Genomic DNA, 26905 nt, shown 5'->3' with positions numbered 1-26905 from the left:
GAAAGCCCCTCTAGGGCATTCATATCCTCTTTTTTCATAAAACTATTCTAATTATTAAATTCTTTTCTTGTTAAAGAGGATGCCCATGTCTCGTAAAATTGGTTTTTGGTCCGTTTTTGCCCTGGTCACGGGCAGTCAGATTGGGTCGGGTGTTTTTACCCTGCCAGCTCTTTTAGCGCCCTATGGGGCCTTTAGCATGGCCGGATGGGTGATTGCAGGCGCTGGCGCCGTTGCTTTGGCTTTAGTTTTTGGGGGATTGTGCTCTCAATTTCCGCGCACAGGCGGCCCTCACGTTTATGCACAACAAGCATTCGGTGCAGATGCCGCATTTTTCACAGGGTGGACATATTGGGTTATTTCGTGGGTCAGCACCACAGCCGTCATTGTAGCCAGCATAGGATATCTGTCACCCTTGATTGGCAATCAAAGCGCAGAGGTTAATTTGCTGCTTGAAATTGCCTTGTTGCTAGCGATAACAGGCCTTAATTTAAAAGGGGTTCAAGCCGCGGGTCATGCCGAATTCTTACTGACCCTTTTAAAATTTGGAATCCTTTTGGTGATTCCGATTGTGGCATTGACGCATTTTAACCCCAACAATCTGGTGATGATGCCAGAAATGTCGGCCCAATCAACGCCCCAGCTTCTAAGCCAAGTGGCCCTATTAACTCTGTGGGGCTTCATTGGGCTAGAGTCAGCCACCGCACCCGCTGGTTGTGTAAAAGATGCGTGTAAAACGATTCCTAGGGCCATCATTTTCGGAACATTATGCGTTGCCGCTCTTTACATAATCAACAGTGTCGGCATCATGGGGTTGATTCCCGCAGCCGAACTGGCCCAATCAAAAGCACCTTATGTGGATGCGGCTGAGCGAATATTTGGGGGTGGTTGGCACCTCGTCATATCCATTATGGCATCGATTGCTTGTATTGGAACCTTGAACGCCTGGATGTTAGCCAGCGGTCAGGTGGCATTGGGCCTAGCCGAAGACGGGCTGTTACCTCGTTTTTTTGGAAGGAAAAACATCCACGAAGCCCCTCATAATGGTCTTTTAACCAGTTGTGTGGGAATTATCCCGTTATTGGTTTTAACCTGCAGCCACAGTCTTAATCACCAAATAACCGCCATCATCGATTTTTCCGTGGTGGCATTTTTGTTTGTGTATTTGATGTGTGGGTTGGCACATGTAAAAGTTTTAAGGAAGCAAGCGTGCTGTTCTGTCTATAAATGGGTTTACACGTGCGTTGCGATTGGTTTTTGTTTATGGGTTTTGTATGAAACACCGCTAAAAACACTCATCATTGCCAGCTTGTTTGTCATTAGCGGCGTTCCTGCTTACGCTCTTTGGTATAAGCGTCAATTGAGAAGAGCCTAAAACACAAGGGGGACCTGAATCGGAAGGATCCCTCCCCCTTGTAAAGCCTGGTAAAGCCGAACCAACGCCCAGTCCAATTCTTCGTGGGCGATCACCAAAGGCGGGGCCAGGCAGATCGTCGTCTCGCTGGAGGCATCAGCCAAAATCCCCATATACATCAACTGCTCACAAAGGGATTGTGCGGTTCGCCAATTGGGGTCTATCTCTATGCTGATCCATAATCCTTGTCCCTTGATATCGTGAATATAAGGCGATTCAATATGGCGCAAACGATTTAGGAAATATTCCCCTAATTCAGCGCTGCGTTCAGACAGATTTTCTTCCCTCAAAACCTGTAAAGAGGTAAGTCCAATGGCTGCGGCAAAAGGACTGCCACAACCTCCAGCGTTAGTTAACGACAACAAATCCTTGCTGCCCGCTAAGGCCGCCGATGTTAAGAATCCCCCGCCAAGTGCCTGACCTAAAATCACGGCATCAGGTTGGATATTTTCATCTTGATAGGCAAGTGCTTTCCCTGATCGTCCAAGCCCCGACTGACTTTCATCAACAATCAGCAAAATATTGTTTTCTCGGCATAAATCAGAAATTCTAGCCAGGTACCCCTTGGACGGAATTGTTAATCCTGCTTTATCTTGAATAGCCTGCGTCACCACGGCGCATGTACTTGGCGTAATCGCCTTCTCAACAGCTTTAAGATCGCCAAAGGGGACGCTTCGAAAACCAGACGGCAAGGAAGAACCTTGCCAATCAGGAGTTGTAATAATAATCTCCGTTCGGCCGCATCGAATGCCTTTTTTCTGCCCCCCCCAAAGTTGAGCCGCTTCAACAACCGTTTGCCTTGCTTCAAAGACTGAGCCTGTCAGTACTGCCTTGTCCATTTTGGTCATCAGACAAACCATTTCCAAAAAGGCAGCCAGCTGATCATGATGAAGGCTATGCGAACATAAACTTAAACAACCAGCCTGACGTAACAAGGACCCAAGGATTTTAGGATGACAATGCCCGTAATTAAGAGTCGCACCGGCGGCGTTCATATCTAAATACCGTCGACCCTCTATGTCCCACAGCCATACCCCCTGCCCTCGGCTTAAAACAATCGGCAAGTCCGCATCAGCATGTACAGCCCACTGGGCCTCGTGATGAATCCAATCCTTCATCATAAAGGCAAACCTGCTGGTATCAGGTGGGCAGATCTGACCAGGCAAAGAACAAAACGATAATCCATGGACAACATTTTTGACGTGAAATCATGCCTTTATTGCACCATACGTCAGCGACAATGACAATATTTAAATAAAATTTTAGTTAAATATTTTTCACAAAAAATTGGTGAGCCGTTTCTCTCACAAACGGCGTCCATCACTATCTCTGATAACAAACGGCCTTAACCGCTTGAATAATCTTATCAACACTGGGCAGGGCCAGTTTCTCTAAGTTGGCGGCGTATGGCAAAGGCACATCTTCTGCGGCTACCCGAACCGGTTGAGCATCCAAATAGTCAAACGCTTTTTCACACACAACGGTGCAAACTTCCGACCCCATGCCCGCCACTGGCCAGCCTTCTTCCACACTGACAATTCGGTTTGTTTTTTGTACCGACCGAATGATGGTGTCAGTATCCAAGGGACGCAGAGTGCGAAGGTCAATAACCTCCACATCAATCCCTTCCTTTGCCAATTTCTCAGCCGCGTCAAGGGCATGCCCAACCATCATGGAAAAGGCTGTCACGGTCACATCTTTTCCTGGGCGGACCACGGCGGCTTTGCCCAATGGTAAAATATAATCAGGATCCGTTGGCACCTCAAAAGAACGGCCATACATTAGTTCATGTTCCAAAAAGATCACAGGATTCGGGTCACGAATGGCTGCCTTTAACAACCCCTTTGCGTCCGCTGCGTTGTAGGGGCTGACAACCTTTAGGCCTGGGCAATGGGCATACCAGCTGGCAAAACATTGGGAATGCTGGGCACCCACGCGGGATGCGGCACCATTGGGCCCACGGAACACAATAGGGCAGCCCATTTGGCCGCCAGACATATATAGTGTTTTTGCCGCTGAGTTAATGATTTGATCAATCGCCTGCATGGAAAAATTAAAGGTCATGAATTCCACAATCGGCTTTAATCCACCAAATGCTGCACCAACACCGATACCAGCAAAACCATGTTCGGTAATGGGCGTATCAATGATACGCTTAGGTCCAAATTCGTCCAAAAGTCCTTGGCTGACCTTATACGCTCCTTGATATTGGGCAACTTCTTCGCCCATCAGGAATACGGCCGGGTCGCGGCGCATTTCTTCTGCCATGGCATCGCGCAAAGCTTCACGAATTGTCAACATTTGGGTCATACAGCGGCCTCCACAAGAATATCGGTATAAAGTTCGGCCAAATCTGGCTCGGGAGAAGTCTGTGCAAACTCCACGGTATCCGTCATGATGTCTTTGATTTCCTTGTCCAGGGCTTTTAAATCTTCCTCTGTCGCGACTTTGTTATCCAAAATCAACTGGCGCACCCGCTCAAGGGCGTCTTGGTTTTGGCGAAAGCCTTCCACCTCCTCCTTGCTGCGGTATTTACCGGGGTCAGACATAGAATGCCCGCGATAACGATAGGTTTTAATATGCAATAGGGCTGGTCCCTGCCCACTTCTGGCATGATTGATTGCCCAATCCCCAGCCTCCCGCACGGCCAACAAATCCATACCGTCTACCAATTTTCCAGGAATGCCGTAAGGTTCTCCCCGTTTATAAAAATCACCGTTGGCCGACGCCCGCTGGACAGAGGTTCCCATGCCGTATTGGTTATCCTCCACGATGTAGACCACCGGCAGTTGCCAAAGGGCGGCCATGTTAAAGGATTCATAGACTTGCCCTTGATTCACCGCGCCATCACCCATATAGGCCAAGCAAACGCCATTGTCTTGTTTATATTGGTGTGCAAAAGCCAGACCCGTTCCAATCGGAACTTGCGCGCCCACAATGCCATGCCCGCCAAAGAAGTTCTTTTCACGGCTGAACATATGCATCGAGCCACCTTTGCCACGTGAATAGCCACCGCTGCGACCGGTTAGTTCAGCCATCACACCACGAGGATCCATATCACATGCCAACATATGCCCATGATCACGATATGTTGTGATGACGGTATCTTGGGGCTGTGCAGCTGCCTGCAGGCCCACCACGACAGCTTCTTGTCCGATGTACAGGTGGCAAAATCCACCAATCAGGCCCATGCCATATAATTGGCCGGCTTTTTCTTCAAATCGCCGGATTAAAACCATTTGACGGTAAGCTTTCAGCAACGTTTCAGGGGTGAAACTGCCCAAAGCGGGGGTTGCGCTTTTTGCCATAAACTAAACTCGTGCCTCCTAAAATCAACTATTCTTTCCTAAACGTATTTGGCCAAGATTGCAAGGTGGGTGAGAAAAAAACCTACACAAGTAAAAGCAGAGATTAAAATCGATGCAAGAAAAATAGCCGATAACATGTCAATATTTACCTTTGGTGCTCTATGGTAGCCCTTGCTTATTTTACGTTTTAGCGACCATACGTAAAAACCATTTCCCATATAACCTTGAAACAAGATACAACAACCAGCCGCAATGACAATGGGACACAACAGGTATAGTCCTGCTTTCTGACAAGCTAATATTAAAGCATTGACCAATAATAAAGCAAAGAGCGGAAGTACATAAAGTGCTAGAAACACAGGCATCCCCAAAGAGGAGAACCCATAAGACTTGCGATATACGAGCCATGCAAGGCCAAGTAAGGCAGCATACCAAATCGAAACAAATGTTAATAAGGGCATCAAAAAAAAAGCGGAACCGTAAGACCTGCGATATACAAGCCATACAGGGCCAAATAAGGCAGCTGACCAGTTCCAAACATATTTTTGACCCGACAACATTTTACGAAAAGTCTCTTCATAATAGGAATTCCTTGTTGGATTACCCGTTGCAGAAAGTTTCATAAGGTTTTGGATGTTAATTTGATCGTCCATAAATAATAAAAACCGCATACTATGTAAAAACTGTTTTTATTATCGTTTATTCCGACTCCAAAAACAAATTAAAAAGGTTATTCTTCGTGTATTCATAAATGTCTTCAAAACGTAAACTTTTAACTTAGGCACTCTTTACTGAGTTGGCATTAAATTATTTTCAACGGCCATTCTAACCTTTCGGCGATCGCTTAAAATGACATAAAGGATATTTATAGTAAGAATAATTAGTACAGCAAGAAACGAAATATCAATTAGAAGTTCAAAGTTCATAAACGACCCTACAAACAGCGAAATTATAGTCATGCCACACAAAAGAAGATAGAAAAAAAGTGACAAAAAATCGGTGTTTTTTAAGAGATAACCTGTGATATCCCAGGCTTATTTTTCGTTTTAATGACAACAGATACAAATTATTCCCAATGCTTAGAAAAGTACCAAAAGTTGCAGTTGACAATGAAGACCCCGGCATTGTAGCAAAGAAAAAATTAAGTAAAAGCCCACAAATAACAAGGGTCGTTAGGAGTAATAGCCCCAACCCATAGGCTTTTCGGTATAAAAGCCAGAAAGGACCTCCCCAGGCAGCAGCCCAATTCCAAACATGCTTTTGGCCGGATAACATTTTACCAAAAGCATCTTCGTAGTAGGCATCTCTTTTCTGATTGCCCGTAGCCACAAGCTTCATAAGATTTTCAAGATTAACATCATTATTCATAAAAACTTAAACTACAAATTTTATGTAATGATAAGATTCTACACTGAATATGACTTGGAAAACAAATTAAAAAAGTTCTTTGTTGTCCTTATCGCAACGTCTTCAAAACTTATTTCTTTCACTTCGGCAATCTTTTCAGCATTAATCCGCGTGAAGGCAGGTTCATTACGCCTACCGCGGTGAGGAATCGGGGCCAGGAATGGTGAATCCGTTTCAACCAAAATGCGATCCATGGGCGCAAACCGAACAACTTGGCGCAATTCTTCGGCCGTTTTAAAGGTGATAATGCCAGAGAATGACAGATAGAACCCACGGTCCAGGGCGGCCCTGGCCAAGTCAGCTGACCCGCTGAAACAATGAAAAACACCCTTGGCGTTAGGGTGATCATCAAGGCAAGCCAGCGTATCCTCGTCCGCCTCGCGCGTATGGATAATGATGGGCAGATCAAGCTCTGTGGATGCCTGCAGGTGTTGATGAAAAGAATCAAGCTGCTCTTGGCGGGGGCTATTATTATAATGATAATCCAACCCTGTTTCACCAATACCGACGGCTTTCGGGTGCTGCGTCAATTCCCTGATAGATGTAACTAAGTCTTTTGATACGAACTCAGCTGCATCATGGGGGTGCACCCCAACTGAAAAAAACACCCGCTCATACGTTTCGGCAATTTTTTGCAAATGCGCCGTTTGATCAAGGCGCGTGTTCACCGTCAAGAATGTGGTCACCCCCTGTTGGTTGGCATTTTGAATAACCTGATCCAGGTCGTATTCAAACTCGGGAAAGTTTAAGTGGCAGTGACTGTCGACAAGCATGAAGCTCCTTATGTGGTAAAAGACTTTGATTCCTTGAATAAAAGATATATTTTTTAGACGGTTTTGGCTATGATCCTGTCACACTCAAATTCAATTATGCGTAATTAAATATGTTAGACAAACAGAAAAAGATTGTTGTTGGCGGTGCTGGCGGCTTTATCGGCGGTGCACTTATAAAAAATTTGCAGGACCAAGGATATACAGATCTAAGAGCTGTTGACATAAAACCGCTTAATGAATGGTATCAGGTCGTCGACGGTGTTCAAAACTGTATCCTGGATTTGAAAGAAAAAGATGCAGCCTTTGCTGCGTGCGAAGGGGTTGAAACCGTTTTTAACCTGGCAGCTGATATGGGGGGCATGGGGTTCATTGAAAACAATAAAGCTTTGTGCATGCTGTCGGTTTTGATTAACACCCACATGTTGATGGCTGCCCATCATCATAAAGCTAAGCGATTCTTTTTCTCCTCATCAGCGTGTGTTTATGCCGCTGACAAGCAGACCGATGCTGACGTGACAGCCTTGAAAGAAGCCGATGCTTACCCCGCCATGCCAGAAGACGGCTACGGGTGGGAGAAGTTATTTAGCGAACGCATGTGCCGCCATTACAGCGAAGATTTCGGCTTGGTTACCCGTGTGGCCCGCTTTCACAATGTTTATGGACCCTTAGGCACCTACGATGGTGGTCGCGAGAAGGCACCCGCAGCTATTTGTCGCAAGGTTATCGAGACTCAATTGAACGGCACCAATGAAATCGAAATTTGGGGTGATGGAGAACAAACCCGCAGCTTTATGTATATTGATGACTGCGTCGAAGGTGTCCTGAAAATTATGAACAGCCATATCGACTATCCCATTAACTTGGGGAGCTCTGAGTTGGTCAGCATCAATCAATTGGTCAGCATGGTGGAAGAGATAGCTGGCGTTAAATTAAAACGCAACTATAATTTATCAGCCCCGAAAGGTGTTCGCGGACGCAACAGCGACAACACGCTGATTCAAAAGGAACTGAGTTGGGAACCCTCAACGTCGTTGACGGATGGCATGCGCAAGACCTATGACTGGATTTATGCGCAGATGGTTACAACTAGAAGCTAACATATGGTTAAAAAGACCCTACCTTTCTACACTTGCAAACCACGCTCCAGATTATCTTTAGCCCCCCTGGCTGATCTTTGGCACTACCGCAATTTATTGTGGGTGTTTGTGAAGCGTGATTTAAAGGTAAGGTATCGGTATACCATGCTGGGCGGCCTGTGGAGCATTATCCAACCCCTTAGCATGATGCTGATCTTCAGCCTGGTCTTTTCCCATATTTTCCATGTTCAAACGGCGGGCGTCCCCTACCCCATCTTCAGCTATGCGGCTTTAATTATTTGGCAATCTGTTTCAAGAATGCTGACCCAAGGGGGAACCAGCCTTAATGACTATGGACCTATGTTGTCAAAAGTTTATTTCCCCCGCATGTTGGTGCCTTTAGCCATTATCTTAGGCGCATGCGTAGATTTTGTCATCGCATCAACCATTTTGCTGGGTATGATCGTCTTTTACGGAATCAGTTTATCCCTGACCATTTTATGGGTGCCCCTGATCTTATTAGGAATATTTTGTTTAACGATGGGGCTAACTTTATGGGTCAGCGCCTTGGATGTTCAGTTTCGTGATATTCGAGCGGCTTTGCCTTTCCTATTGCAGGTCTGGATGTTCGCAACCCCCCTTATGTACCCCGTAACGATTATCCCTCAACGCCTTCACACCTTGTATTATTTGAATCCGTTAGTAACATACGTTGAGTTATTTCGATGGGCATTATTGGGGGGGCAGATTCCGACCCTGCCTCATATTTTTACAGCAACGTTCCTTTCAATAGTGTTTTTGATTTCTGGATTGCTCTTTTTTAATAAAATTGAGGGCACAATTGTTGACAGAATTTGAGACGGACTTATGACTCATCCCGCCATTATCGTTGATCACCTGACCAAAAAATACCACTTAGGAAGTATTCGCGAGGATTCTTTTAAGAAGATTTTGGGCCAGTGGATAGGCTTGCATAAAAAACCCATCGCCGAAACAAAGGAATTTTTGGCCCTCAACGACGTTACTTTCACCGTGAACCAGGGGGAGGTTTTGGGAATTGTTGGGCATAATGGGGCGGGGAAAAGTACTTTATTAAAAGTTCTGTCCCGCATCACAGAACCAACGTCTGGCGAGGCCCGCGTCTACGGCCGCGTTGGCACGCTTTTGGAAATTGGCACAGGTTTTCACCCCGACCTGAATGGTATTGAAAACATTTTCTTAAATGGGTCAATCTTGGGCATGCGTCCGCCAGAAATCCGTCAATGTTTGGATGAAATCATTGCCTTTTCGGGCGTAGAGAAATTTCTTTACACCCCCGTTAAGCATTATTCCAGCGGGATGATGGTTCGTCTGGCTTTTTCTGTGGCAGCTCACTTGCAGGCTGATATCATTTTCTTGGATGAAGTCTGGGGTGCTGGCGATCAAGAGTTTTCACAAAAAAGTATTGCTAAGATGAAAAGCATCGTTAAAAGCGGCCGTACGGTCGTTGTTATTTCTCACGATTTAGCGATTCTAAAAGAGCTGTGCACCCGTTGTCTTTGGATGGAAAAGGGTAGGATTATTCAGGATGGCCCCGCTGATAGAGTCATAGAGACTTATAAAGAATCCACAAAAGCCACATGAAGTTAAACCTTGTTAAGATCCCACGGTCTCAAGACCGCGCCTTTCTAACTTGCAGAACCGGGCATTATACAGATACCTTGATGGTTTAGGAAAACTTTAGTAAAGTTTCTGTTGATCATCTTTGAAAGAATCTTTTGTATGCCTGCGCCTTCTTTAACCCGCCGTCAATTCAACCTTACCTCCCTTGCTGCATTAGGATTATCTCTAGCAGGGGTTGCAGGGTGCGGTAAAAAAAAAGATGGAACGTTCCAAATAGGCGTGTTGTCACCGAAAACAGGGGCCGATGCTCAAGTTGGTATCAGTTGTGAACAAGGTGCCCGCCTCGCTGCCCACTGTCTTCAAGAAAGCCAGCCTAATTTAAGAATGATTTATGCTGACACGGAATCAGGGGTGGATCAAGGCCGAACGAAGGCAGAAAAGTTGATTAGTCAGGGCGCCCATTTGCTTGTTGGGGCCCATCATTCCGGTATAACGGCGGCCATTGCCCAGGTTTGTGAACAGCGTAAGATTCCCCTTGTTGTGAATATTGCGGCTTCGCCAAAGTTGACGCAGCAGGGTTATAAATATCTTTTCCGTAATTTTCCAACGACAGAAACATTGGCGCACAATGGTTTAGGGCTGATGGAGCAGTTGTTTGGCCAAACAAAAAAGCATCCTAAAACAGCCATTATTTTACATATCAATGATACGTATGGAGAATCAATGGTTCAGGCCTTTCAGGCGGGACTATCAAAATATCAGCTGCCGTTTTCGATTATTGATTCTTTAAGTTATGACCCGCGCACGCAAGATTTATCAGCAGAGATCAGTCGCGTAAAAGCGTCTAAGGCAGACTTATTGATCCCCATCTCGCGTTTAAATGATGCAATTTTAATGATCAGAGAATGCGTGAAGCAACGATACCAGCCCATGGGAATTATAAGTCCAGGAAGCCCTGGGATGTATGAAAGGCAATTTTACGGCGCCTTGGGTGAACATTCGGATTTTTGCATGACAAACACCGCTTGGCCGAACCCTTCTTCGCCCTTTTCACAAAGCATTATCAAAACTTTTTACGAATTGTTTCCCCAGTCCCAATTTGATTTAAACGTCGCATTCACATTTGAAGCCGTTTGGATTGCAGCCAATGCCTATGAACGCTCAGAATCGACAGACCCCGCAGCATTATGTGAAGCTTTGGCTAAAACCCACATTAAGGAACGGGTTGTTTGCGGGGGACCAATTGCCTTCGATGCCCAGGGGCAGGCCAAAAACATTCAATCCGTTAGCCTTCAAAACCGTCAAGGAAAACCCAAGATTATCCTGCCCACCTCGCTGGCAGAGATGCAGCCTATTTTCCCCGCCCCAAACTGGAAAGATTCATGATTGTTGCCTTGACGATAGGCGTCAACGGCTTACTGATGGGTTTGGTATATGGTTTGATGGCCTTGGGACTTTCTGTTGTCTTTGGGGTTACGCGCATCGTGAATTTTGCCCATGGAGAAATCTTGGTTTTAAGTGGCTTGGTCATGGCCACCCTTTATAACACTTTTGGAATAAATCCCTTGTTCACCCTGCCTTTCTTAGCATTGGCTTTGTTCGCTGGTGGATATGGTTTGCAACAAAAAATTGTTAATCGTCTTCTAAAAACTTCTGACCACAGCCAGTTTATTGCTCTTAGCGCAATTGGTATTATTTTGCTCAATATACAACTATCAATTTTTGGGTCCCAATCACAATTCATTGTCACACCCTATAGTTTGCAGTCCATCAGCGTGGGTCCGATGTTGATCGATTTCATGCGTCTTGTGACAGCCGGGGTGGCGTTGTTGACGACAGGGATTCTGTTTTACTTTTACTATTACACATCGACTGGCAAAGCAATTCGTGCTTGTGCTGACAATCGTTTCACAGCACAAGCCATCGGTTTGAATGATCGCCACCTGTATGCACTTAGCTTTGGCATAGCAGGTATAGTTTTGGCGGTGAGTGGTTGTTTGTTCAGCCTGTTGATGGATATATCGCCCCTGGCCGGACCTCAATTAACCCTTCTAAGTTTTACCATCGTCATTATTGGTGGTTTGACCCATCAGGCAGGCCCTTTGCTGGGAGGAATCGTATTAGGGATAGTGGAAGCCTATACGGCCTTTTATGCACAAAGTTCTCTCAAATCATTGGTTAGTTTCGGATTTTTGATACTGATTCTTTTGATCAGGCCGCAAGGTTTATTAACGAGACGCGCATGAAAATAATATGCGGAATTTTTGCCATACTTTTGCTGACGGCCCCTTATTATTGCGACGCTTATGTATTATCAGTTTTAATTTTAGCGTTTTACACAGCTTATGTGGGGCAAGCCTGGAACCTGTTATTAGGGTTTGCAGGTCAACTGTCGTTTGGACATGCTTTATATGCCGGGGTGGGTTCTTATTTGGCCGCTGGCTTATTTTTACAATTTGGTTGGTCACCTTGGTTGACAGCTTTGCCAATTATGGGTTTATCAGGCCTATTAGGTGCATCAATAGGATTTTTAGGTTTTCGGTTCGGCGTGCAAGGGGTTTACTTCACCCTTTTAACCATTGCATTCGCTGAATGTGGCCGGGTCATATTTGACCATTGGTCGTTGTTTGGAGGAGCAGCCGGTTTATTCTTGCCCATTGATACCGTCTCTAATTTTTGGCACTTAAGAGGCAGCATCAGTCTGTTTTACTATTTATTTCTAGGTTTGGTCGTGGCAGGTTTTGCGGTTAGTTGGTTGTTTTTAAAAACACGATTGGGGTATTTCAGCCAAGCCACCCGCGAAAATGAACAAGCGGCCCAAGCGTTAGGTATTTCAACCTTTTGGGTTAAAGTTAAGGTGATGGGACTGTCAGCCAGTTTGACCAGCCTTGGTGGCATTTTTTACGCCTTTTATCAAAACACCTTATTCCCCGATCAAACATTGGCTTTATCACGGTCGATTGAATTGGCCATGGGAACCATTGTTGGGGGAGTTGGAACATTAATGGGGCCAATTGTTGGGGCGTTGATTTTAGTCCCTTTGGGCGAAGTAATTCAGTACGTGTCGGGTGAGGAAATTGTAGGGATCAAGAATATATTCTATGGGTTTTGCCTGTTAGGTATTATCATGTACATTCCAAAAGGAATTGTACCGGCCTTTAAAGGCTGGCGAAGGAAAACAAAAAAAACCAGTGATTATTTCGAAAAATGAATGATCACACGTTCCAATATCTTTTCTAATATTATCGCCAGTAAAATGATACTAAAAATTCCGGAAAGGACATAAACTACCAGAGAATCGTTCATAAAATCTGATATCAAGACGGTCCAAGATGAGTTCACACAAGGGATATTTGTGGGAATTGAACATGAATTGGAGCCAAATTTGCTCGTTGTTAAACCGCAAAAATCTAATGCAAATTTTGCGGCTATCAAATATATTACGCCAGCCCCTAACAACCCTAAAAATTGTCTTGGAAATATATAACTTATGAAAAGACCAAGTTTAGAGCCAAGCGTCCCTCCAATAAGAAGCATAAATACCAACACCAAATCAAAAGGCATACGGGTAAAACAATGAATCACCGTCACCACAGTTGTAATCAAGAAAGCCGCAAACAAGGTCGTTCCCTGCACGACAGGGCTGACACGTCCAATCAGATAAGAAATGATAGGCATCATAAACAAGCTATTCCCGCCCCCAAGTGTTGACGTTAGCAAGCCCGTTCCAAGTCCAACTAAAATAGGAATCAGGATACTTATTTCTGTTCGGGAACGTATGAAAATTTTATGAAAGGGAAAATAAATCATCCAAGGACGCATCATCACACTTCTTTGGACTGATTTTGGTTTGAATAATGCTTTTATACTTTGAATGGAAAGAAGTGTCGCCAAAACCCCTAAGACAACTATGTAGACAATAGCCATACCATGGTTGTCTGAACTATGACGAAGCCTTGTTAGAAGCCAAATTTCCGTGAAGGCGCCCAAAATCCCCCCTAAAAAAAGATAGAATCCTAGACTAAAGTCAACGTCACGTTTTCGCCAATAACCCAAAAATCCCATCAGATTCACCCCTATGGCATTTCCCATTTGTGATGTTACAGCAACTAAAGGGGGGACGCCAATTAGCATCAATAAGGCTGGGGTTACAATAACGCCGCTGCCAATACCAAGGCTGCTAGACACAACGCCGCCAACCAGGCCTACCGCCAAGATTGTCAGAGCGTTAAAACTTAAACCAGCAGTAGGGAAAAATATATTTAAGTCCATCCCTTCACTATGCTCAATTTTTAAGTCGATGTCACTCCAGTTAGTTGGGAAATTAAGACTATTTTTCGCCTAGCGAAACTTGCCACATTCAAGTTTAAGGTAATTCCAATCGAAAAGTGCAGGTAAGAGGCTGCCTATTGTAAATTTATTTTTTTGCTTATTTTTAAAATTATGACCGAATTGTATAATTTTTTCTAAGAGATTTTGTCTTAAGAAGAAGATGGTTGTTTGAATAGGGGGGATAAGTTTTTAATTACCCTTCCTATAACCATAAAAATAGCGTTAGAGATGCTATTTATCATCAAAAAGGGTTTGGGATTTTTTTCCAAAATTCTCACTTGCTTCTATCATAGATGTCCAAAAAACGGACCGATCGTGCTTCCATTCAGATATAATTTTTTCAAGCCATTCACTTGCTTCAGCTAGTACTTTTGCTTTTTTCTCTAATATCTGTGCTTGAACCAACAAATGGTCCAATATATTCGTATCGTTCTCCAGTAAATTTTTTATTTGAGACAATTTGAATTTGAAGTATTTCAAAGCAATGATTTTTTTCAATCGCAAAAAATCTTCTTCAGAATACATGCGATATCCATTGTTAAGCCTTACAGATGGTTTAAGCAAACCAATCCTATCGTAATGATGCAGGGTTTGGGGCGAGACTTTAGTTAAATCGCTTAGCTCTTTAACATACCAATGTGTCATATATTACTCCTTATAGGGAGTTATTTACGCCATATAGTGACAATAAAGTCAAGATTTTTTGGACATTTATACACAATACACTCCCACAGAAAGGCAGTTACTAGGAAAGTTATTTATCGTGGCATGCTTCCAAAGCCTTCCTAATAACTATATCAAATTTTAGGCGTATTGTACATTTTAGAGATGCTTTCCGACTGAAAAATTATAAAATTAAGAATAATACTTAAGGCACAAAGGGTGTTGGGGTTGTGAACGCCCCTCTACCAATAAAATGAATTCTATAAACAATTCTGGTCTCAAGTGACATATACCCCATTAAGAGTGAACAGTTGGGAATTTATGGCAGAGATTTTGTACACAAACCAACTGAAAAATCTCCGCTACAAACTATGAAAAGTTTTTGAACCGAAGTTGATGGGCCAAAAATCAAGAAAAAACCAACTGTTCATCCCAGAAAAGTATAGCTTAGGCCATTTGGCCACTGCTTTTTTTGGAATAAACTTTTACAGGGGTATCTTGATTATCTACAACTCCTTTGTTGATAACAACTTCCTCCACATCGTGGTGCGAAGGAAGCTCAAACATGATATCCAATAAGATTTGCTCCATGATTGATCGAAGGCCTCTAGCTCCTGTTTTACGGGCAAGAGCCCGATTTGCGACAGAATTTAACGCATCCTCTGTAATCGTTAATTGAGTATGTTCCATCTCAAACAAGCGCCGATATTGTTTGACCAAGGCGTTTTTCGGTTTTGTCAAAATCTCAATCAGGGCAGCTTGATCCAGATCACCCAATGTAGCAATAACGGGCAAACGGCCGATAAATTCTGGTATCAAACCAAATTTCAGCAAATCCTCTGGCTCAACGTCTTTCAAAATATCTCCTTGTTGCCTGTCATCGGGACTTTTCACGGTGGCTCCGAATCCGATGCCAGCCCCTTTCCCACGTGCTGAGATGATCTTGTCTAAGCCGGCAAATGCGCCACCACAAATAAACAATATATTCGTTGTATCAACCTGCAGGAACTCTTGCTGCGGATGTTTACGGCCACCTTGCGGTGGAACTGACGCAACTGTCCCCTCCATAATCTTGAGAAGGGCCTGCTGAACGCCCTCCCCTGAAACATCACGAGTTATGGACGGGTTATCAGACTTGCGCGAAATTTTATCAACCTCGTCAATATACACAATGCCGCGTTGAGCCTTCTCCACGTTATAATCGGCAGCCTGCAACAGCTTTAAAATGATATTTTCTACGTCTTCGCCCACGTAACCCGCTTCTGTCAGGGTTGTGGCATCTGCCATGGTAAAGGGAACATCGATGATACGAGCCAATGTTTGTGCCAAAAGCGTTTTACCGCTTCCCGTGGGACCAATCAGCATAACGTTCGATTTAGCAATCTCTATGTCTGACCCTTTGGTGTCATAAGATAGCCGCTTATAATGGTTGTGCACAGCAACGGACAAAACCTTCTTCGCGTGGTTTTGACCAATAACATAGTCTTCCAATACGTTAAAAATTTCTTGCGGTGTCGGCACCCCTTCTTGTATCGATAAGCGCGACGATTGATTTTCTTCGCGAATGATATCGGTGCAAAGGTCTACACACTCATCGCAGATAAAAACGGTTGGACCTGCGATTAATTTTCTAACCTCATGCTGGCTTTTTCCACAAAAGGAACAATACAAGGCTGGGACATCATTACTATTATTTTTGCTCATAAAGTTCTCTCACTTTGTCGTAGACGTTAACAGAGGCACCATTTCAAGACTCCGCCGATTTGAAACAGAAGAAACTCATCCTCCCTTTTTCTTATATCCATATTATGAACGGGGAAACATCAATGAAAAGTTAATTTTTGCGAAAAACCAATCTTAAACATTCAGCAAATTTGAGACACGGTTGGTCACCACATGATCGACAATGCCAAAGTCTTTCGCTTCTTCGGCTGACATAAAACGATCACGTTCCATCGCCTCTTCAATTATCTTTATATCTTGCCCTGTTATCCTAGAATAAATTTGATTTAACCGTTCGCGAATTTTTAAAATTTCGCGGGCTTGGATCTCAATGTCAGTCGCTTGCCCTTGTGCGCCGCCTGATGGTTGGTGAACCATAACACGTGCATTGTTTAGGGAAAAACGCTTACCGGGTGTTCCAGCCGCTAACAAAAAAGAACCTGCTGAACACGCTTGACCAAGACAAATCGTGGATACGTCACACTTGATATAATTCATTGTGTCGAAGATTGACAAGGCGGCGGTTACAACACCCCCCGGAGAATTGATATACAATGATATATCTTTTCCTGGATTTTCTGATTCCAAAAACAAAAGCTGTGCACAAATTAAGGCGGCCATTTCGTCATAAATTTGTCCCGTCAAAAAGATAATTCTTTCTTTTAATAAACGAGAGTAAATGTCATAGGAACGTTCGCCTCGGCTGGTCTGTTCAACAACCATCGGCACCAAAGTTGATTGCGTCATGTGCGATGATGTTTGCAAAGAAGGGTCAAAAATATTTTTCATAAACCTACGCCTCAGTTTCTGTTTTTTTCTTAGCTTTTTTTGGTTTTTCAACCTCGGCTGTCGTTTCAGCTAACGCCTCCCCTTCAGCACCTTCTTCATCATCGTACTGCGGCAGAATACCCTTCAACTTTTTCTGAAGTTCTTTAAAGGTGATATCCATTTTTTTGACATCAGCTTTGGATACGATGAAATCAACAACCTTGTCTTCCAGGGCAGGACCTGTAAGGTGTTCAATCATTTCAGGATGGGAACGGTAGTATTTCACGACCTCTTGTTCCTCTCCGGGATATCGCATAGCTTCTTGCACCATTAAATCACGAACCATCTCGGGTGATAAACTGATGTTATTTTTCTTAGCAACTTCTGCCACAACTAAGCCTAACCGAACCCGTCGGCTTGCAATCTGTCTGTATTCTTCTTCATAGTCTTTCATGGGCTTATCAGCTTCTTCAGGACTTAAGTCGCCATTTTCTTTGGCATTCGCCATTTCTTTTTCCAGGCGTCCCCAAATTGCATCAAACTCACTTTTAACCATTGCTTCTGGTAAGTCGAAGGTATAGTCATCGGCCAAGGCATCCAATAAATGACGTTTGCAATATAATCTTGCTAAGTGGTCATAATCTCTTTTCAGTGTCTCCTCGATTTTGGCTCGCAAAGCTTCAAGGTTTTCACACGCGAACTTCTTGGCAAATTCATCATCAATTTTAAAGTCTTGAGCCGACGCCTCATCGCCAGATTCTTTATACGCCTCAGCAAGGCGGTTCAAAGATTTCTCGATTTCTTCGCCTGGAACCTTAACATCAAGCGTTTCCAGCTTAATTTTTGAAAAATCTTTAAGATCAAACGAAGGCAGCGTCTCGAAAGCAATCGAAAACGAAAAATCCTGTTCTTTTTCTAAATCGCCAAAGTCATAAACAGGGTTGCCGGCTACTCTGACATTCTGATCTTTATAAATCTTTTCTGTACCGGTACGAACAAAATGTTCTCTGGCTTCTTGTAAAGCTTGATCACCGTATCGTTGGCGAATAATATTTAAAGGGGCTTTTCCGGGGCGAAAACCATCTAGGCGGACGCTTTTGGCTCTTTCTTGTAACCAATTAACAATCCTTTCGTCGATATCTTGTAAGGGAACTGTAACGGTGAATTCGTGCTTGAGTCCTTTAGAAGTTCTGTTTTGAATTTGCATACTGCTTAATACCTTGAGAAAGTGCCTACTTTAAATGGTGCGGGCGGAGGGACTTGAACCCCCAAGACTTGCGTCGCCAGATCCTAAGTCTGGTGTGTCTGCCAATTCCACCACGCCCGCTTTTTGATCATTTATTGAAATGACCTTATTCAGGAATAACAAATCTGCTCGCTTTGATCAACCCTCTACTTTTGCCAGAGGCAGCAACAATGCAAAATATAGGCAGTGACTTTTTGGTCAATTTGTGGAACAGAAATTTTTGCATAGGGAAACTTTTATTGAACGCAAGGAAAAACCTGTTTTAAAGTTATGACCGTTACCGTCATAATCACGACGTGTGTTTCTCTTGTTTTTTATGAAAGTTTTTGTGTTAAAAATTCCGTTAATCTTGTTTGCAACGCTTACCTGTGCCTTGGGAAATATCGTGCCTCATAAGGCTTCGTATACGATTGCTTTAAGTAAGCCTGCAAAAGGCCAGGAAAGTTCAGTCACAGGATCCATGACGATGGATATACGTGATACGGGGGCGGGTTGGACTTTCGAACAACAATTTATGGTTTCTGTGAATAATTTCACCGATAAAGCGGATGAATTCCGGACTACGATTGCTTCATGGGAATCAAAAGATGGCAAATATTACATCTTTACGACCACGTCGTCGCATAACGGCAGGATTGTGGATTATACCCATGGGCACGCAACGACAGACCCCTTTGATCCAGGTATGGCCGTTTATCAACAACCGAAGGCCTGCCTGGTTCGTTTGAATCCTGGCACCTTGTTTCCTTTGCATTATCTTAATAAAATTCTGCAAACCATTGAAAAAGTCATTGAAAAAGAAGCCCTTAACCTTTCCAATCAAGCCGTTTTTGATGGGACGTACAGCACACAAGATGCCGTGGAGAAAGTCAATGTGATCATGACCCCTTTGACGCCAGCACTTGTTCTAAATAACAAGGACTTAATTGACGCGGATAAAGCTTGGTCCTTGCACATGGCATTTTTTCAACCAGACAGCAAGGAAATTGACCCCGATTTTGAGATGACGCAAACCATTTTAAAGTCTGGCATTATTTTATCCATGGAGGTGCCCATGGAATATGGCGAAAAAACGCTTCAAACAACGATGACCTTGAAAGACGTCACTATTTATTCCCACTGAGGATCGTTGGGGGAGAGTCTGCAGTCACCGTTCTCATTCCCGTGCAGACGGGATCCAGAAAATAAATATAACTGGACCCCCGCCTTTGCGGGGGTGACAAGGGGGGTCGAGCTTTACTGCCAGGTGATGCTGGAGGGAGTGATGGTTGCAGTAGCAGCGGCAGTCGAAGTGGCTGCAGTGGTGACAATTGTAACACCGTTGGTGGTCGTAGTGGTGGTACCACTGGCAGGAGGCGTAGGAACCGTAAGGCTTCGATTGGTCGCACCATTGGCTCCAACCTGTTCCCAGCGATTTATCCCATTACTTGTAGCCTGGACGTTTTTATACTGAATGGGCAAGCCGGCGGGGAAGCCTAAGGGGAGAGAATTCCAAGTGGTTCCCGTTGTCGGAGTCACCTGCATCATAAGATTCAAAAGGTCAGGACGAATTCCCCAATTTCCCAATAAAGGATGATTTCCCGCAATCGCGGTTTGTTGTGAAGCCGTAGAAGGACACGCGAAGGTCACATCGCAACTGCTTTGGGGTGTAGAAGGATTTGTGAGGACAAAAAACCTTGCATTATTGGCATCAACGGCCAGACTATCAAAGGGGCTCTTGGGTGCCGTGCTGGAAGGGAAAGCGTAAGAAGAGATAGGTGGGGTTGTCGTAATGGTCTTGGGAGCTGCTTGCGTCCCTACTGACCACGCTATTTGGTATTGGCTGTTTATTCCGCTATATTGATAGGTTGTTGCACCATTATAATTCTGACCGTAGTAAACACCTTGCCGTGTAGGTTGTGCTGGTAGTGCCATAGGTGCTGTTGTTATCGTTGCAGGTGTTGTTGCAAGTGTCTTTGACGACTGGGATACTAAACCTGACACTTCTTGATATGTCCCAGCCGGAATATAGTACGAAAGCGGAACGCCGTTTGAAGCTAACCTATTGAAATCCACTTGCGCTGCCGTATAGGGGTTACCACCATTGTTAATGATGACGAAACCATATTGACGAGCAATGAGCAGAACGTTGTTGTTATTTGAAGGCATGGCTGCCATATATTCGTGGGGCGCACGGAATTGTTCCATCAAGGTTCGAAAGGCCAAGGCACGCTGGATTAACGTTTTATTGAGCGTCGCAGTGCCATCTCTCTCGTCCTCAAAACGGATAATCAAGGGCGAACCATCACGTGCTGAACACAAATAAGAAATGGCTAATTGTGACTGGGTCGTTTGGAAAACATCATTAGGGTTTTTATTTCCATAAAATCCCTCCGTCCCGGATACCAAGGGATATCTGTCGTGATTCACGGAAAATTTTCCAGAGGGAGCATTTCCAATAGCGTTTGGCATAATCAAATTACTAAGCGGGTTATTATACGCAAAACATTGATACAATTGCTGCCACAAAGGAAAATCTTCAAAAGGCGTGACGCCTTCATAAGGTATCAAAGCGCTTGTTTGTGGATTCCAATACTCCGCATAGCCCATTTGAAAAAGACTGAAAGGTGGTTTACTGGTCGCCGCCGCATTCTGAGGTTTTGCTGCGAAGATATTTTTAAGATTTGTTATATTCCCATTATTAGTAATGGTGTCCCCCACGTCATCGATACGAATGCCGACAACGCCGACGTCGTAAAGCAATTGCATATATCCCGCAATCATCGTTTGTACGCCTGGGGAAGAAGGATCAAGAGGTGGACCAAAATTCCAAGCGCTTCCATTTGTCTTATTAGGGAGAATGAAATCTGTTGGAACTTGGGAGCCTGTTGAACTTGCATAAGTTGAAGAGGTTAAACCAAACGTTTTAGCATTCAAAAGAACATTCGCATTAAGAGACTTCGCTGCAATCTGTCCATTATTTATGGAGCCTGACGAAAAATATTGAATATCGAAAGGTGTTGCAGCGACAGGGGGATAGTTAACCGCATAGAAGGGAAATTCGCCCGTATTATTTATAGTGCTATTACCGAAAACTGTACTTGTACCAAATGGAAATATGTTATCACTTTTATTGTATGTGTTAGAACCATAATTAAAGAATACCGGGCTTTGCCATCCAAGTTGGTGAAAGGCTACATCGACAACAATGCCATGGCGATTGCACTGACATCTCCTCAGCCTAGTTTTTAAAATTACGGTTTCTGCTATTTCCCAAACTTTTGTAGATTGATTTGATTTTGTAGGTTTTGAGAGATCTACTTCCTGTTTTTTTTATTTTTAGACACTATCCTCCCCTTTAAAAGACTTACCGTTTATATCAGTCAATCCGCTCAAACGCGCTTTAAATTGTGGTCAGCGGTTAGAATTTTCAATAAGTATTTGTTGTCCCAGCCTGCTACCTTCCGTCGACAGCTCACCCCTCGTTTATTCGTTTTTTCTTGCTTGAGTAGATTCAAAGCAATACGTCTCATGACAGCCAAATTCTTGGCCGCGTGGCCAACATGCACCTGGTTATGGTCTTCCCTAAAACCTACATCCAAAGACCAGTGCAGGTTAATTTCTATGTTCCAGTGTTTTCTGACAGCAACCATAAACTGATCAATATTTTCATAGGCTAAACTTGTTAGAAAGTAGCGGGTACTACGCTCAACCTGATTATTAGTTGTGCGTGTTGTTTCAAGCATGCCAACACCCTTTAACCCAGGCCAACGAAGTTGAAATACTGCCGGATCGCGTGCTGATACTAATGTATAGCGACGTGTTTCTATGCGACCATGATCATGGATCTTCTCTACTTTCCGTCGATTAAGCATCTTCTTGTACTGACGTGATTCTCCTATATGGAAAATTGCCTTGACCATTTCATGAAGCTTCGGTTGATTATCTTTTAGAGCTAATACGTAGTCTGCACCTTGAATTAAGATCTCTTCAGCAATTGACTGCTGACAACCCATGGCGTCAATGGTGACTGTACTACCAGTAACATCAATCATCTTGAGTAATTTTGGAATGGCTGTAATTTCATTGGATTTTTCATCCGTTTTAACTTGCCCTAAAAGAAGACTTTGATTGCTTGCCCAGGCACTTACAATGTGTAGGGCTTTTTTCTCTTTTCTTCTGTTGCCAGAACCCCGTAGCGTTTTTCCATCAATAGCAATAATCTCAGAATTAACATCGATAGAGAGTGACTTGATCCATGCATAAAAGCAGGATTCAAATTGCTCTGGGTCAAGTATGGAAAACACACGGCCAAAAGTATCATGAGATGGCACACCATTAGGCAGCTCGAGAAATGTTGATAACCAATCGTATTTGGCTTTGCCAAATTCACTAATATCAACCCAGTTATCAGCGCCACAAATTGTGGCCAATATTGTTATTACCAAGATATCGTGCAATTTGTGAAGCTTGTTGTGGTTATCAATACGAGGATCGGCAAGAGGTTCAAAATGTTTGAGGAAAGTATCTGATAACTGCATCCCTGTTTCCTTTTTCTTTATTGAGAAAAAAGAATAATAACAACGGATAGAACAGCAGAAAAGCCGAATAAAAAATTAGGAAATAATTTTTAGAATACTAAACTAATTTTCAGTGCAATCGCCATGAACAATGCCCAGACCATATTGTCTTGCATTCTGGATAAGGGTGACAAGGTCGGCAAGTGAACCATACCGATCATTACCTAAACGGAATCCCACAACTGTTCCATCACCCAACGTAATGCCATAATTGGAAATAGGTTTATTAGGAGAACCGTTTGCTGTCCCAAACACAGCATTCAGCTCACTTTGATAGGCGGCATCCAAAACACAAATATAAGGCTGATAAGAAAGATACCAATAATCGTGATCAACTTGCGTAGGGTTTTGTATAACGACAGCTGTGCTCTTGACACCACTATTTACCAGCTGATTATTAATAGTGACGGTGGGGGTGGGATTCGCGACATCACCTGATGGCAAAAATCCAAATTTAGCGAGATTGCTGGGTTTGGCATTAACGTTGATAGTACTTTTTAGTTCGGCTGTCCCGTTAACGGTGCTAGAAGGAGCTGTGATAGCCGGCGTGAGGGTCGTAACCACAACAGTGGTGGACGTAGGCCCAAAAGTGTTGTGAGAGGTTGGCGTAATTGTATGAGGGGGTGAAATCTGTATGTGCGTGTATCCCATATCGGCAATGCGTTTTAATCTAACTGAATCTGAGATGGGCGTTGTATCTGCCCCATTAAAAGTAGGATTTACATCACTTGCACTCTTTGCCATCATAAATGCCAAATCAAAACCATGATAAATACGGAACCTTGAGGAGTTGCTTTGGGGCGCATTAAGATACGTCGGCCCCGCAAAACGAGGCCCGTCAGCAGCATACCCCGTCCCCGAAAAAGTTGACAATAATAAAACCGAAACCAATTGACATGCTGCATTGCATTTCATCTCTATAATTCCTATAAAAAACTGTTAAGTCTTATTTATATCATTATAAAGTTAATATATTGTTAAATAGACAATTTTCGTAAAATCCCTACAAAAAAGGCATCGGTCTGGTCACGGTGGGGCGTCAGTTGAAGGGTTGGTCCTTGGGCAGGACAAACTGATGTTAGGTGCTTTTGCCACACCTCCCGAATATCCACCAACGAAAACGTACTGTGTTTGCTTAGGAATTGATCGATTTGATCTTCATTCTCTGACCTTAGAACAGAACAGGTGGCATAAATTAAGTATCCGCCTGGCTTAACCGCCTGCACGGCCATATCAAGAATGTGCTGTTGCTTTTCCTGCAATTCCTTTAAATCCTGGGGCTTGAAACGAATCTTCAAATCGGGATTGCGTCGCCACGTACCACTACCGGAACAAGGCGCGTCGATCAACACCCGATCAAACCGCCCCGCCTGCCGTTTCAACCAACTTCCACCCAGAACACGGCATTCCACATTGGAAACACTGGCGCGACGCAACCGCTCCTTCGCCCGTTTCAGACGCCATTCATGAATGTCGGTGGCGAAAAGAATCCCCTTATTTTGCATGGTTGCGGCCAGCGCCAGGGTCTTGCCCCCTGCCCCCGCGCATAAATCAAGTACGTGCATTCTGGGTTCTGCTTCGGTTAACAAGGCAATCAACTGCGACCCTTCATCCTGAACTTCCAGAGACCCATTCTGCCAAAGATCATGGCTTTGCAACGCATAACGGCTTTCAAAGCGAAGACCCCAGGGACTTAAAGGCGTTGGGGTAACCCTAACGCCCTCACTTTGCAATGTCGTAAGAACTGAATCCCGGCTATTTTTTAACAAATTCACTCTGACATCGAAACCTGCTGGCTGATTCAGGGTCTGCATTTCAACCAATGCCTGGTCTCCAAAACGTTCTTGGCAATGAGGCCATAGCCATTCGGGCGTCGCTGCCTTGACCCAATCGGGCCATGTGGATTCCGGCAGAATCATTTCCAAACTGCGCGCCTCGGTTATTGATAAAGGCTGTGGCCCATACTGTTCCCCATTAAAAAGGGCTTCTATCATTTCCACAGAGTTGTTTTCACAAACCCGCAAATGCCATAAAACCGCCTGACGTCCATCCAACTGACGCTGATAAAACGTTAAAACAGGCCACTGGCGCAAAATGGCATAGATGCTTTCTTGAACAGATCGTCTGTCGTGGCTTCCAATAAAGCGTCGTTGACGAAAATAGTCGACCAATAATCGGTCACTGGGAACATCTGGACTAGCCAGAATTTCATCGATCAATTCGATAACGGTTTGATAACGGGCGGTTGTTTTCATTGCGGGAAAATCATCTTTCTGTGACGTCGACGGCACCGGCCGACGGGGTCTTGGTGAATAATAACCTCGGCGGTTGGAAAGGCTGCATAAATTTGATTGGCAACTTCTTCGGCAATATGGTGGGCTTGATCCAGGGTGAGGCTGGCTTCTAAATCCAGATGCATTTGAATAAACTCATTATGGCCCGAACTTCGTGTGCGCAAGTCATGAATTCCAAGCACTTGAGGGTGATTTTGAACAATGTGACGAATCGCCGCCAGCGTCTCGTCAGGCAATTCGCGATCCATCAAAATATCAAGGGATTTTTTTAAAATCTCCCAAGAAGCGAACAGAATATAAACGGCAATCGCAGCCCCCACCAACGTATCTAAATATGTTAAATGCAGATAGGACGACAGGGCGAAACTTCCCAAAACCCCCAGATTCGTCAGGATGTCCGTTTGGTAATGCAACGCATCGGCGGAAACGGCCAGTGAATTGGTTCGTTTCACAACATAACGTTGTCCCATAATTAACATCGCTGTCAGCACAGTCGATGCAATCATCACAACCACAGCCCATGAATTATAATGGAGAGTTGTAGGATTATAAAAACGCTCGACCACCTCATGCATCAACCACATGGATGATAAGGCAATGAATACTGACTGAGCCAAGCTGGCCAACGCCTCAACCTTGCCGTGTCCAAATCGGTGATCAGCATCGGCCGGTTTCAAGGCATGACGAACAGCAACGAAATTAATCATTGATGCAAAGGCATCCAGCAACGAATCAACCAACGATGCCTTGATACTTAAAGAATTGGTAATGTACCAGGCAAACGACTTGCCGATGACCAAAAAAGTAGCCACCACCAAAGCCGCATAGGTAGCGGCCTTCACAAGTTTTTCGCGTACCTGGGGGGTAGAAAGATTATTTACAGCTGTCAAATGGGTAACTAAGGTTCATAAAACTTTGCCCATTCTTCTCATAATTAGCTAAAATCGCAAACTAAAATTTTTTTAGGCACGGTGGCAGTGCCATTTCGATTGGTTTCATTTCTTCGCCATAGGGCTGGGTACGTCCCAGAGAGGGCGCATTTTAAAGATTTGTTAACCCTTGAGCAATGCTCCAAAACCCTTAAGCAGACGTGTGCAATAGGGTTTTGGTGTAAACAGAGTGGGTGGTTAACGAGGAGCAGCGGCAGATGCATTATCTGAAATCATTTTTTTTACTGATTCCTCCAGTGCACTTAATCCACCTTTTATCTCCGTGATAGCTTTTCCATTTTTACTCCAGAATTCCGTTAATTCTTTTTCGTGTTTAGACCAAAAAAATTCCCCAAGTGATTCCCAAGCTGATGACACTCTGTCAGGGATGATAGAAGATGCTGCCGAAGAAACACTTGCTGCTGCTGCAGAAACTCTTTCAGGGATGGCGCTTCCTACTTTCGAAGCAACGACAGCATAGAATTGACTAAAATAGGTCGTCGGTTTTTCTGTTTTTTTACTAATTTCTTCCAATAATGTTTTTAATTCAGTTTGTAGACTTTCAGTTTTATTCACCTGCTCAGTCACCTTTTCTAAAAAGCTTTCGAGATTGGATTGCTCTTGTGTAACAGTTGTAAGCTGTCCATGCGCTTCTAATATTTTTTTTTGCGCATCTGATTGCTTGGCTTCAAAAGCCATTCGTTCATTATCATTCTTTTCAATTTTTTCTTTAAGCTGATCTAGGGCGTGTCATCAATTGAATAAGTCATAGATTTCTGTTTTAATTGAGAAAAATTTTACGAGGTTTTTTTCGG

At 43.9% G+C, this 26905-nt stretch carries 24 protein-coding genes, 1 tRNA gene and 1 pseudogene; 8 read left to right on the top strand and 18 right to left on the bottom strand.

Annotated elements, in window-relative coordinates:
- Positions 1-85 precede the first annotated feature (85 nt).
- Positions 86-1372 (top strand): APC family permease, encoded by a 1287-nt coding sequence (locus tag EQU50_RS01825; RefSeq protein ID WP_130153460.1) that lies wholly within the window; start codon positions 86-88, stop codon positions 1370-1372.
- On the opposite strand, the gene EQU50_RS01820 is transcribed toward EQU50_RS01825, so the two are convergent.
- The 6 genes and pseudogenes from EQU50_RS01820 to EQU50_RS01795 all read right to left on the bottom strand — a co-directional run bounded on the left by EQU50_RS01820 (position 1369) and on the right by EQU50_RS01795 (position 6899).
- The gene (locus EQU50_RS01820) at positions 1369-2532 is read right to left on the bottom strand and encodes an aminotransferase class III-fold pyridoxal phosphate-dependent enzyme (RefSeq protein ID WP_130153459.1); all 1164 of its coding nucleotides are present in this window, start codon (positions 2530-2532) and stop codon (positions 1369-1371) included. The two genes, EQU50_RS01825 and EQU50_RS01820, sit on opposite strands and share 4 nt — an antisense overlap.
- Positions 2533-2734: 202 nt before the next feature.
- Positions 2735-3709 (bottom strand): annotated as a pseudogene (locus tag EQU50_RS01815) (pyruvate dehydrogenase complex E1 component subunit beta); the annotation flags it as partial.
- Positions 3710-3717: 8 nt separating this feature from the next.
- Positions 3718-4719 (bottom strand): pyruvate dehydrogenase (acetyl-transferring) E1 component subunit alpha, encoded by a 1002-nt coding sequence (gene pdhA, locus EQU50_RS01810; protein WP_130153457.1) that lies wholly within the window; start codon positions 4717-4719, stop codon positions 3718-3720.
- A 38-nt stretch (positions 4720-4757) separates the two neighbouring features.
- Positions 4758-5372, bottom strand: coding sequence for a DUF2628 domain-containing protein (locus EQU50_RS01805; protein WP_165380293.1), 615 nt, complete (start codon positions 5370-5372; stop codon positions 4758-4760).
- A gap of 262 nt (positions 5373-5634) precedes the next feature.
- Positions 5635-5994, bottom strand: coding sequence for a DUF2628 domain-containing protein (locus tag EQU50_RS08620; protein WP_420886596.1), 360 nt, complete (start codon positions 5992-5994; stop codon positions 5635-5637).
- 131 nt (positions 5995-6125) lie between these two features.
- A complete protein-coding gene (locus EQU50_RS01795; protein WP_130153454.1) occupies positions 6126-6899 on the bottom strand; it encodes a TatD family hydrolase in 774 nt (257 codons plus the stop codon).
- 110 nt (positions 6900-7009) lie between these two features.
- Here EQU50_RS01795 and EQU50_RS01790 point away from each other — a divergent pair, with 110 nt between their 5' ends.
- From EQU50_RS01790 to EQU50_RS01765, 6 genes are all read left to right on the top strand, one after another.
- Complete coding sequence (locus EQU50_RS01790; protein ID WP_130153453.1) at positions 7010-7996, top strand: NAD-dependent epimerase/dehydratase family protein; 987 nt, start codon at positions 7010-7012, stop codon at positions 7994-7996.
- Between the two features lie 3 nt (positions 7997-7999).
- The gene (locus tag EQU50_RS01785) at positions 8000-8833 is read left to right on the top strand and encodes an ABC transporter permease (protein WP_130153452.1); all 834 of its coding nucleotides are present in this window, start codon (positions 8000-8002) and stop codon (positions 8831-8833) included.
- Positions 8834-8842: 9 nt separating this feature from the next.
- Positions 8843-9598, top strand: coding sequence for an ABC transporter ATP-binding protein (locus tag EQU50_RS01780; RefSeq protein WP_130153451.1), 756 nt, complete (start codon positions 8843-8845; stop codon positions 9596-9598).
- Between the two features lie 138 nt (positions 9599-9736).
- Complete coding sequence (locus tag EQU50_RS01775; RefSeq protein ID WP_130153450.1) at positions 9737-10963, top strand: ABC transporter substrate-binding protein; 1227 nt, start codon at positions 9737-9739, stop codon at positions 10961-10963.
- Positions 10960-11823 carry a branched-chain amino acid ABC transporter permease gene (locus EQU50_RS01770; RefSeq protein WP_130153449.1) on the top strand — a complete coding sequence of 288 codons (864 nt, stop codon included), beginning with the start codon at positions 10960-10962 and terminating at the stop codon, positions 11821-11823. The genes EQU50_RS01775 and EQU50_RS01770 overlap by 4 nt, the downstream gene beginning before the upstream one ends.
- Entirely contained in the window at positions 11820-12788 is a 969-nt protein-coding gene (locus EQU50_RS01765; RefSeq protein ID WP_130153448.1) for a branched-chain amino acid ABC transporter permease, read from the top strand. Before EQU50_RS01770 ends, EQU50_RS01765 begins: the two co-directional genes overlap by 4 nt.
- Here EQU50_RS01765 and EQU50_RS01760 read toward each other — a convergent pair.
- From EQU50_RS01760 to EQU50_RS01735, 6 genes are all read right to left on the bottom strand, one after another.
- Positions 12773-13849, bottom strand: a complete 1077-nt coding sequence (locus EQU50_RS01760; protein ID WP_130153447.1) for a sulfite exporter TauE/SafE family protein — start codon at positions 13847-13849, stop codon at positions 12773-12775. The genes EQU50_RS01765 and EQU50_RS01760 overlap by 16 nt on opposite strands.
- Positions 13850-14140: 291 nt before the next feature.
- Positions 14141-14554, bottom strand: coding sequence for a MerR family transcriptional regulator (locus tag EQU50_RS01755; RefSeq protein ID WP_130153446.1), 414 nt, complete (start codon positions 14552-14554; stop codon positions 14141-14143).
- Positions 14555-15019: 465 nt separating this feature from the next.
- The gene (clpX, locus tag EQU50_RS01750; RefSeq protein WP_130153445.1) at positions 15020-16276 is read right to left on the bottom strand and encodes an ATP-dependent Clp protease ATP-binding subunit ClpX; all 1257 of its coding nucleotides are present in this window, start codon (positions 16274-16276) and stop codon (positions 15020-15022) included.
- A 153-nt stretch (positions 16277-16429) separates the two neighbouring features.
- The gene (gene clpP / locus EQU50_RS01745) at positions 16430-17083 is read right to left on the bottom strand and encodes an ATP-dependent Clp endopeptidase proteolytic subunit ClpP (protein WP_320409985.1); all 654 of its coding nucleotides are present in this window, start codon (positions 17081-17083) and stop codon (positions 16430-16432) included.
- Between the two features lie 4 nt (positions 17084-17087).
- Positions 17088-18269 carry a trigger factor gene (locus tag EQU50_RS01740; protein WP_130153444.1) on the bottom strand — a complete coding sequence of 394 codons (1182 nt, stop codon included), beginning with the start codon at positions 18267-18269 and terminating at the stop codon, positions 17088-17090.
- 35 nt (positions 18270-18304) lie between these two features.
- A tRNA-Leu gene (locus EQU50_RS01735) sits at positions 18305-18389 on the bottom strand.
- A 247-nt stretch (positions 18390-18636) separates the two neighbouring features.
- On the opposite strand from EQU50_RS01735, the gene EQU50_RS01730 reads away from it, so the two are divergent.
- Entirely contained in the window at positions 18637-19431 is a 795-nt protein-coding gene (locus EQU50_RS01730) for an EipB family protein (protein ID WP_165380292.1), read from the top strand.
- Positions 19432-19544: 113 nt separating this feature from the next.
- Here EQU50_RS01730 and EQU50_RS01725 read toward each other — a convergent pair whose 3' ends face one another.
- The 6 genes from EQU50_RS01725 to EQU50_RS01700 all read right to left on the bottom strand — a co-directional run bounded on the left by EQU50_RS01725 (position 19545) and on the right by EQU50_RS01700 (position 26789).
- The gene (locus tag EQU50_RS01725) at positions 19545-21224 is read right to left on the bottom strand and encodes a carbohydrate-binding module family 20 domain-containing protein (RefSeq protein ID WP_130153442.1); all 1680 of its coding nucleotides are present in this window, start codon (positions 21222-21224) and stop codon (positions 19545-19547) included.
- A 455-nt stretch (positions 21225-21679) separates the two neighbouring features.
- A complete protein-coding gene (locus EQU50_RS01720) occupies positions 21680-22828 on the bottom strand; it encodes an ISAs1 family transposase (RefSeq protein WP_130153184.1) in 1149 nt (382 codons plus the stop codon).
- Positions 22829-22930: 102 nt separating this feature from the next.
- Positions 22931-23782 (bottom strand): hypothetical protein, encoded by an 852-nt coding sequence (locus EQU50_RS01715; protein ID WP_130153441.1) that lies wholly within the window; start codon positions 23780-23782, stop codon positions 22931-22933.
- 62 nt (positions 23783-23844) lie between these two features.
- Positions 23845-25122 (bottom strand): RsmB/NOP family class I SAM-dependent RNA methyltransferase, encoded by a 1278-nt coding sequence (locus EQU50_RS01710; RefSeq protein WP_130153440.1) that lies wholly within the window; start codon positions 25120-25122, stop codon positions 23845-23847.
- Complete coding sequence (locus EQU50_RS01705; RefSeq protein WP_165380291.1) at positions 25119-26051, bottom strand: cation diffusion facilitator family transporter; 933 nt, start codon at positions 26049-26051, stop codon at positions 25119-25121. The genes EQU50_RS01710 and EQU50_RS01705 overlap by 4 nt, the downstream gene beginning before the upstream one ends.
- Positions 26052-26288: 237 nt before the next feature.
- Positions 26289-26789 (bottom strand): hypothetical protein, encoded by a 501-nt coding sequence (locus EQU50_RS01700; RefSeq protein ID WP_130153439.1) that lies wholly within the window; start codon positions 26787-26789, stop codon positions 26289-26291.
- Positions 26790-26905: the final 116 nt, after the last annotated feature.

The organism is Candidatus Finniella inopinata, assembly GCF_004210305.1.
GTDB lineage: Bacteria > Pseudomonadota > Alphaproteobacteria > Paracaedibacterales > CAIULA01 > Finniella > Finniella inopinata_A.
This window is presented reverse-complemented; position numbering and strand designations above follow the sequence as displayed.

What these genes read in the sequence shown, in the direction of transcription:
- EQU50_RS01700 (WP_130153439.1), bottom strand. Translation starts at nt 26,789, where the DNA reads ATGGCTTTTGAAGCCAAGCAATCAGATGCGCAAAAAAAAATATTAGAA.
- EQU50_RS01715 (WP_130153441.1), bottom strand. Translation starts at nt 23,782, where the DNA reads ATGAAATGCAATGCAGCATGTCAATTGGTTTCGGTTTTATTATTGTCA.
- EQU50_RS01795 (WP_130153454.1), bottom strand. Translation starts at nt 6,899, where the DNA reads ATGCTTGTCGACAGTCACTGCCACTTAAACTTTCCCGAGTTTGAATAC.
- EQU50_RS01710 (WP_130153440.1), bottom strand. Translation starts at nt 25,122, where the DNA reads ATGAAAACAACCGCCCGTTATCAAACCGTTATCGAATTGATCGATGAA.
- pdhA (WP_130153457.1), bottom strand. Translation starts at nt 4,719, where the DNA reads ATGGCAAAAAGCGCAACCCCCGCTTTGGGCAGTTTCACCCCTGAAACG.
- EQU50_RS01765 (WP_130153448.1), top strand. Translation starts at nt 11,820, where the DNA reads ATGAAAATAATATGCGGAATTTTTGCCATACTTTTGCTGACGGCCCCT.
- EQU50_RS01755 (WP_130153446.1), bottom strand. Translation starts at nt 14,554, where the DNA reads ATGACACATTGGTATGTTAAAGAGCTAAGCGATTTAACTAAAGTCTCG.
- EQU50_RS01785 (WP_130153452.1), top strand. Translation starts at nt 8,000, where the DNA reads ATGGTTAAAAAGACCCTACCTTTCTACACTTGCAAACCACGCTCCAGA.
- clpP (WP_320409985.1), bottom strand. Translation starts at nt 17,083, where the DNA reads ATGAAAAATATTTTTGACCCTTCTTTGCAAACATCATCGCACATGACG.
- EQU50_RS08620 (WP_420886596.1), bottom strand. Translation starts at nt 5,994, where the DNA reads ATGTTATCCGGCCAAAAGCATGTTTGGAATTGGGCTGCTGCCTGGGGA.
- EQU50_RS01740 (WP_130153444.1), bottom strand. Translation starts at nt 18,269, where the DNA reads ATGCAAATTCAAAACAGAACTTCTAAAGGACTCAAGCACGAATTCACC.
- EQU50_RS01760 (WP_130153447.1), bottom strand. Translation starts at nt 13,849, where the DNA reads ATGGACTTAAATATATTTTTCCCTACTGCTGGTTTAAGTTTTAACGCT.
- EQU50_RS01775 (WP_130153450.1), top strand. Translation starts at nt 9,737, where the DNA reads ATGCCTGCGCCTTCTTTAACCCGCCGTCAATTCAACCTTACCTCCCTT.
- EQU50_RS01770 (WP_130153449.1), top strand. Translation starts at nt 10,960, where the DNA reads ATGATTGTTGCCTTGACGATAGGCGTCAACGGCTTACTGATGGGTTTG.
- EQU50_RS01825 (WP_130153460.1), top strand. Translation starts at nt 86, where the DNA reads ATGTCTCGTAAAATTGGTTTTTGGTCCGTTTTTGCCCTGGTCACGGGC.
- EQU50_RS01720 (WP_130153184.1), bottom strand. Translation starts at nt 22,828, where the DNA reads ATGCAGTTATCAGATACTTTCCTCAAACATTTTGAACCTCTTGCCGAT.
- EQU50_RS01820 (WP_130153459.1), bottom strand. Translation starts at nt 2,532, where the DNA reads ATGATGAAGGATTGGATTCATCACGAGGCCCAGTGGGCTGTACATGCT.
- clpX (WP_130153445.1), bottom strand. Translation starts at nt 16,276, where the DNA reads ATGAGCAAAAATAATAGTAATGATGTCCCAGCCTTGTATTGTTCCTTT.
- EQU50_RS01780 (WP_130153451.1), top strand. Translation starts at nt 8,843, where the DNA reads ATGACTCATCCCGCCATTATCGTTGATCACCTGACCAAAAAATACCAC.
- EQU50_RS01805 (WP_165380293.1), bottom strand. Translation starts at nt 5,372, where the DNA reads ATGGACGATCAAATTAACATCCAAAACCTTATGAAACTTTCTGCAACG.
- EQU50_RS01790 (WP_130153453.1), top strand. Translation starts at nt 7,010, where the DNA reads ATGTTAGACAAACAGAAAAAGATTGTTGTTGGCGGTGCTGGCGGCTTT.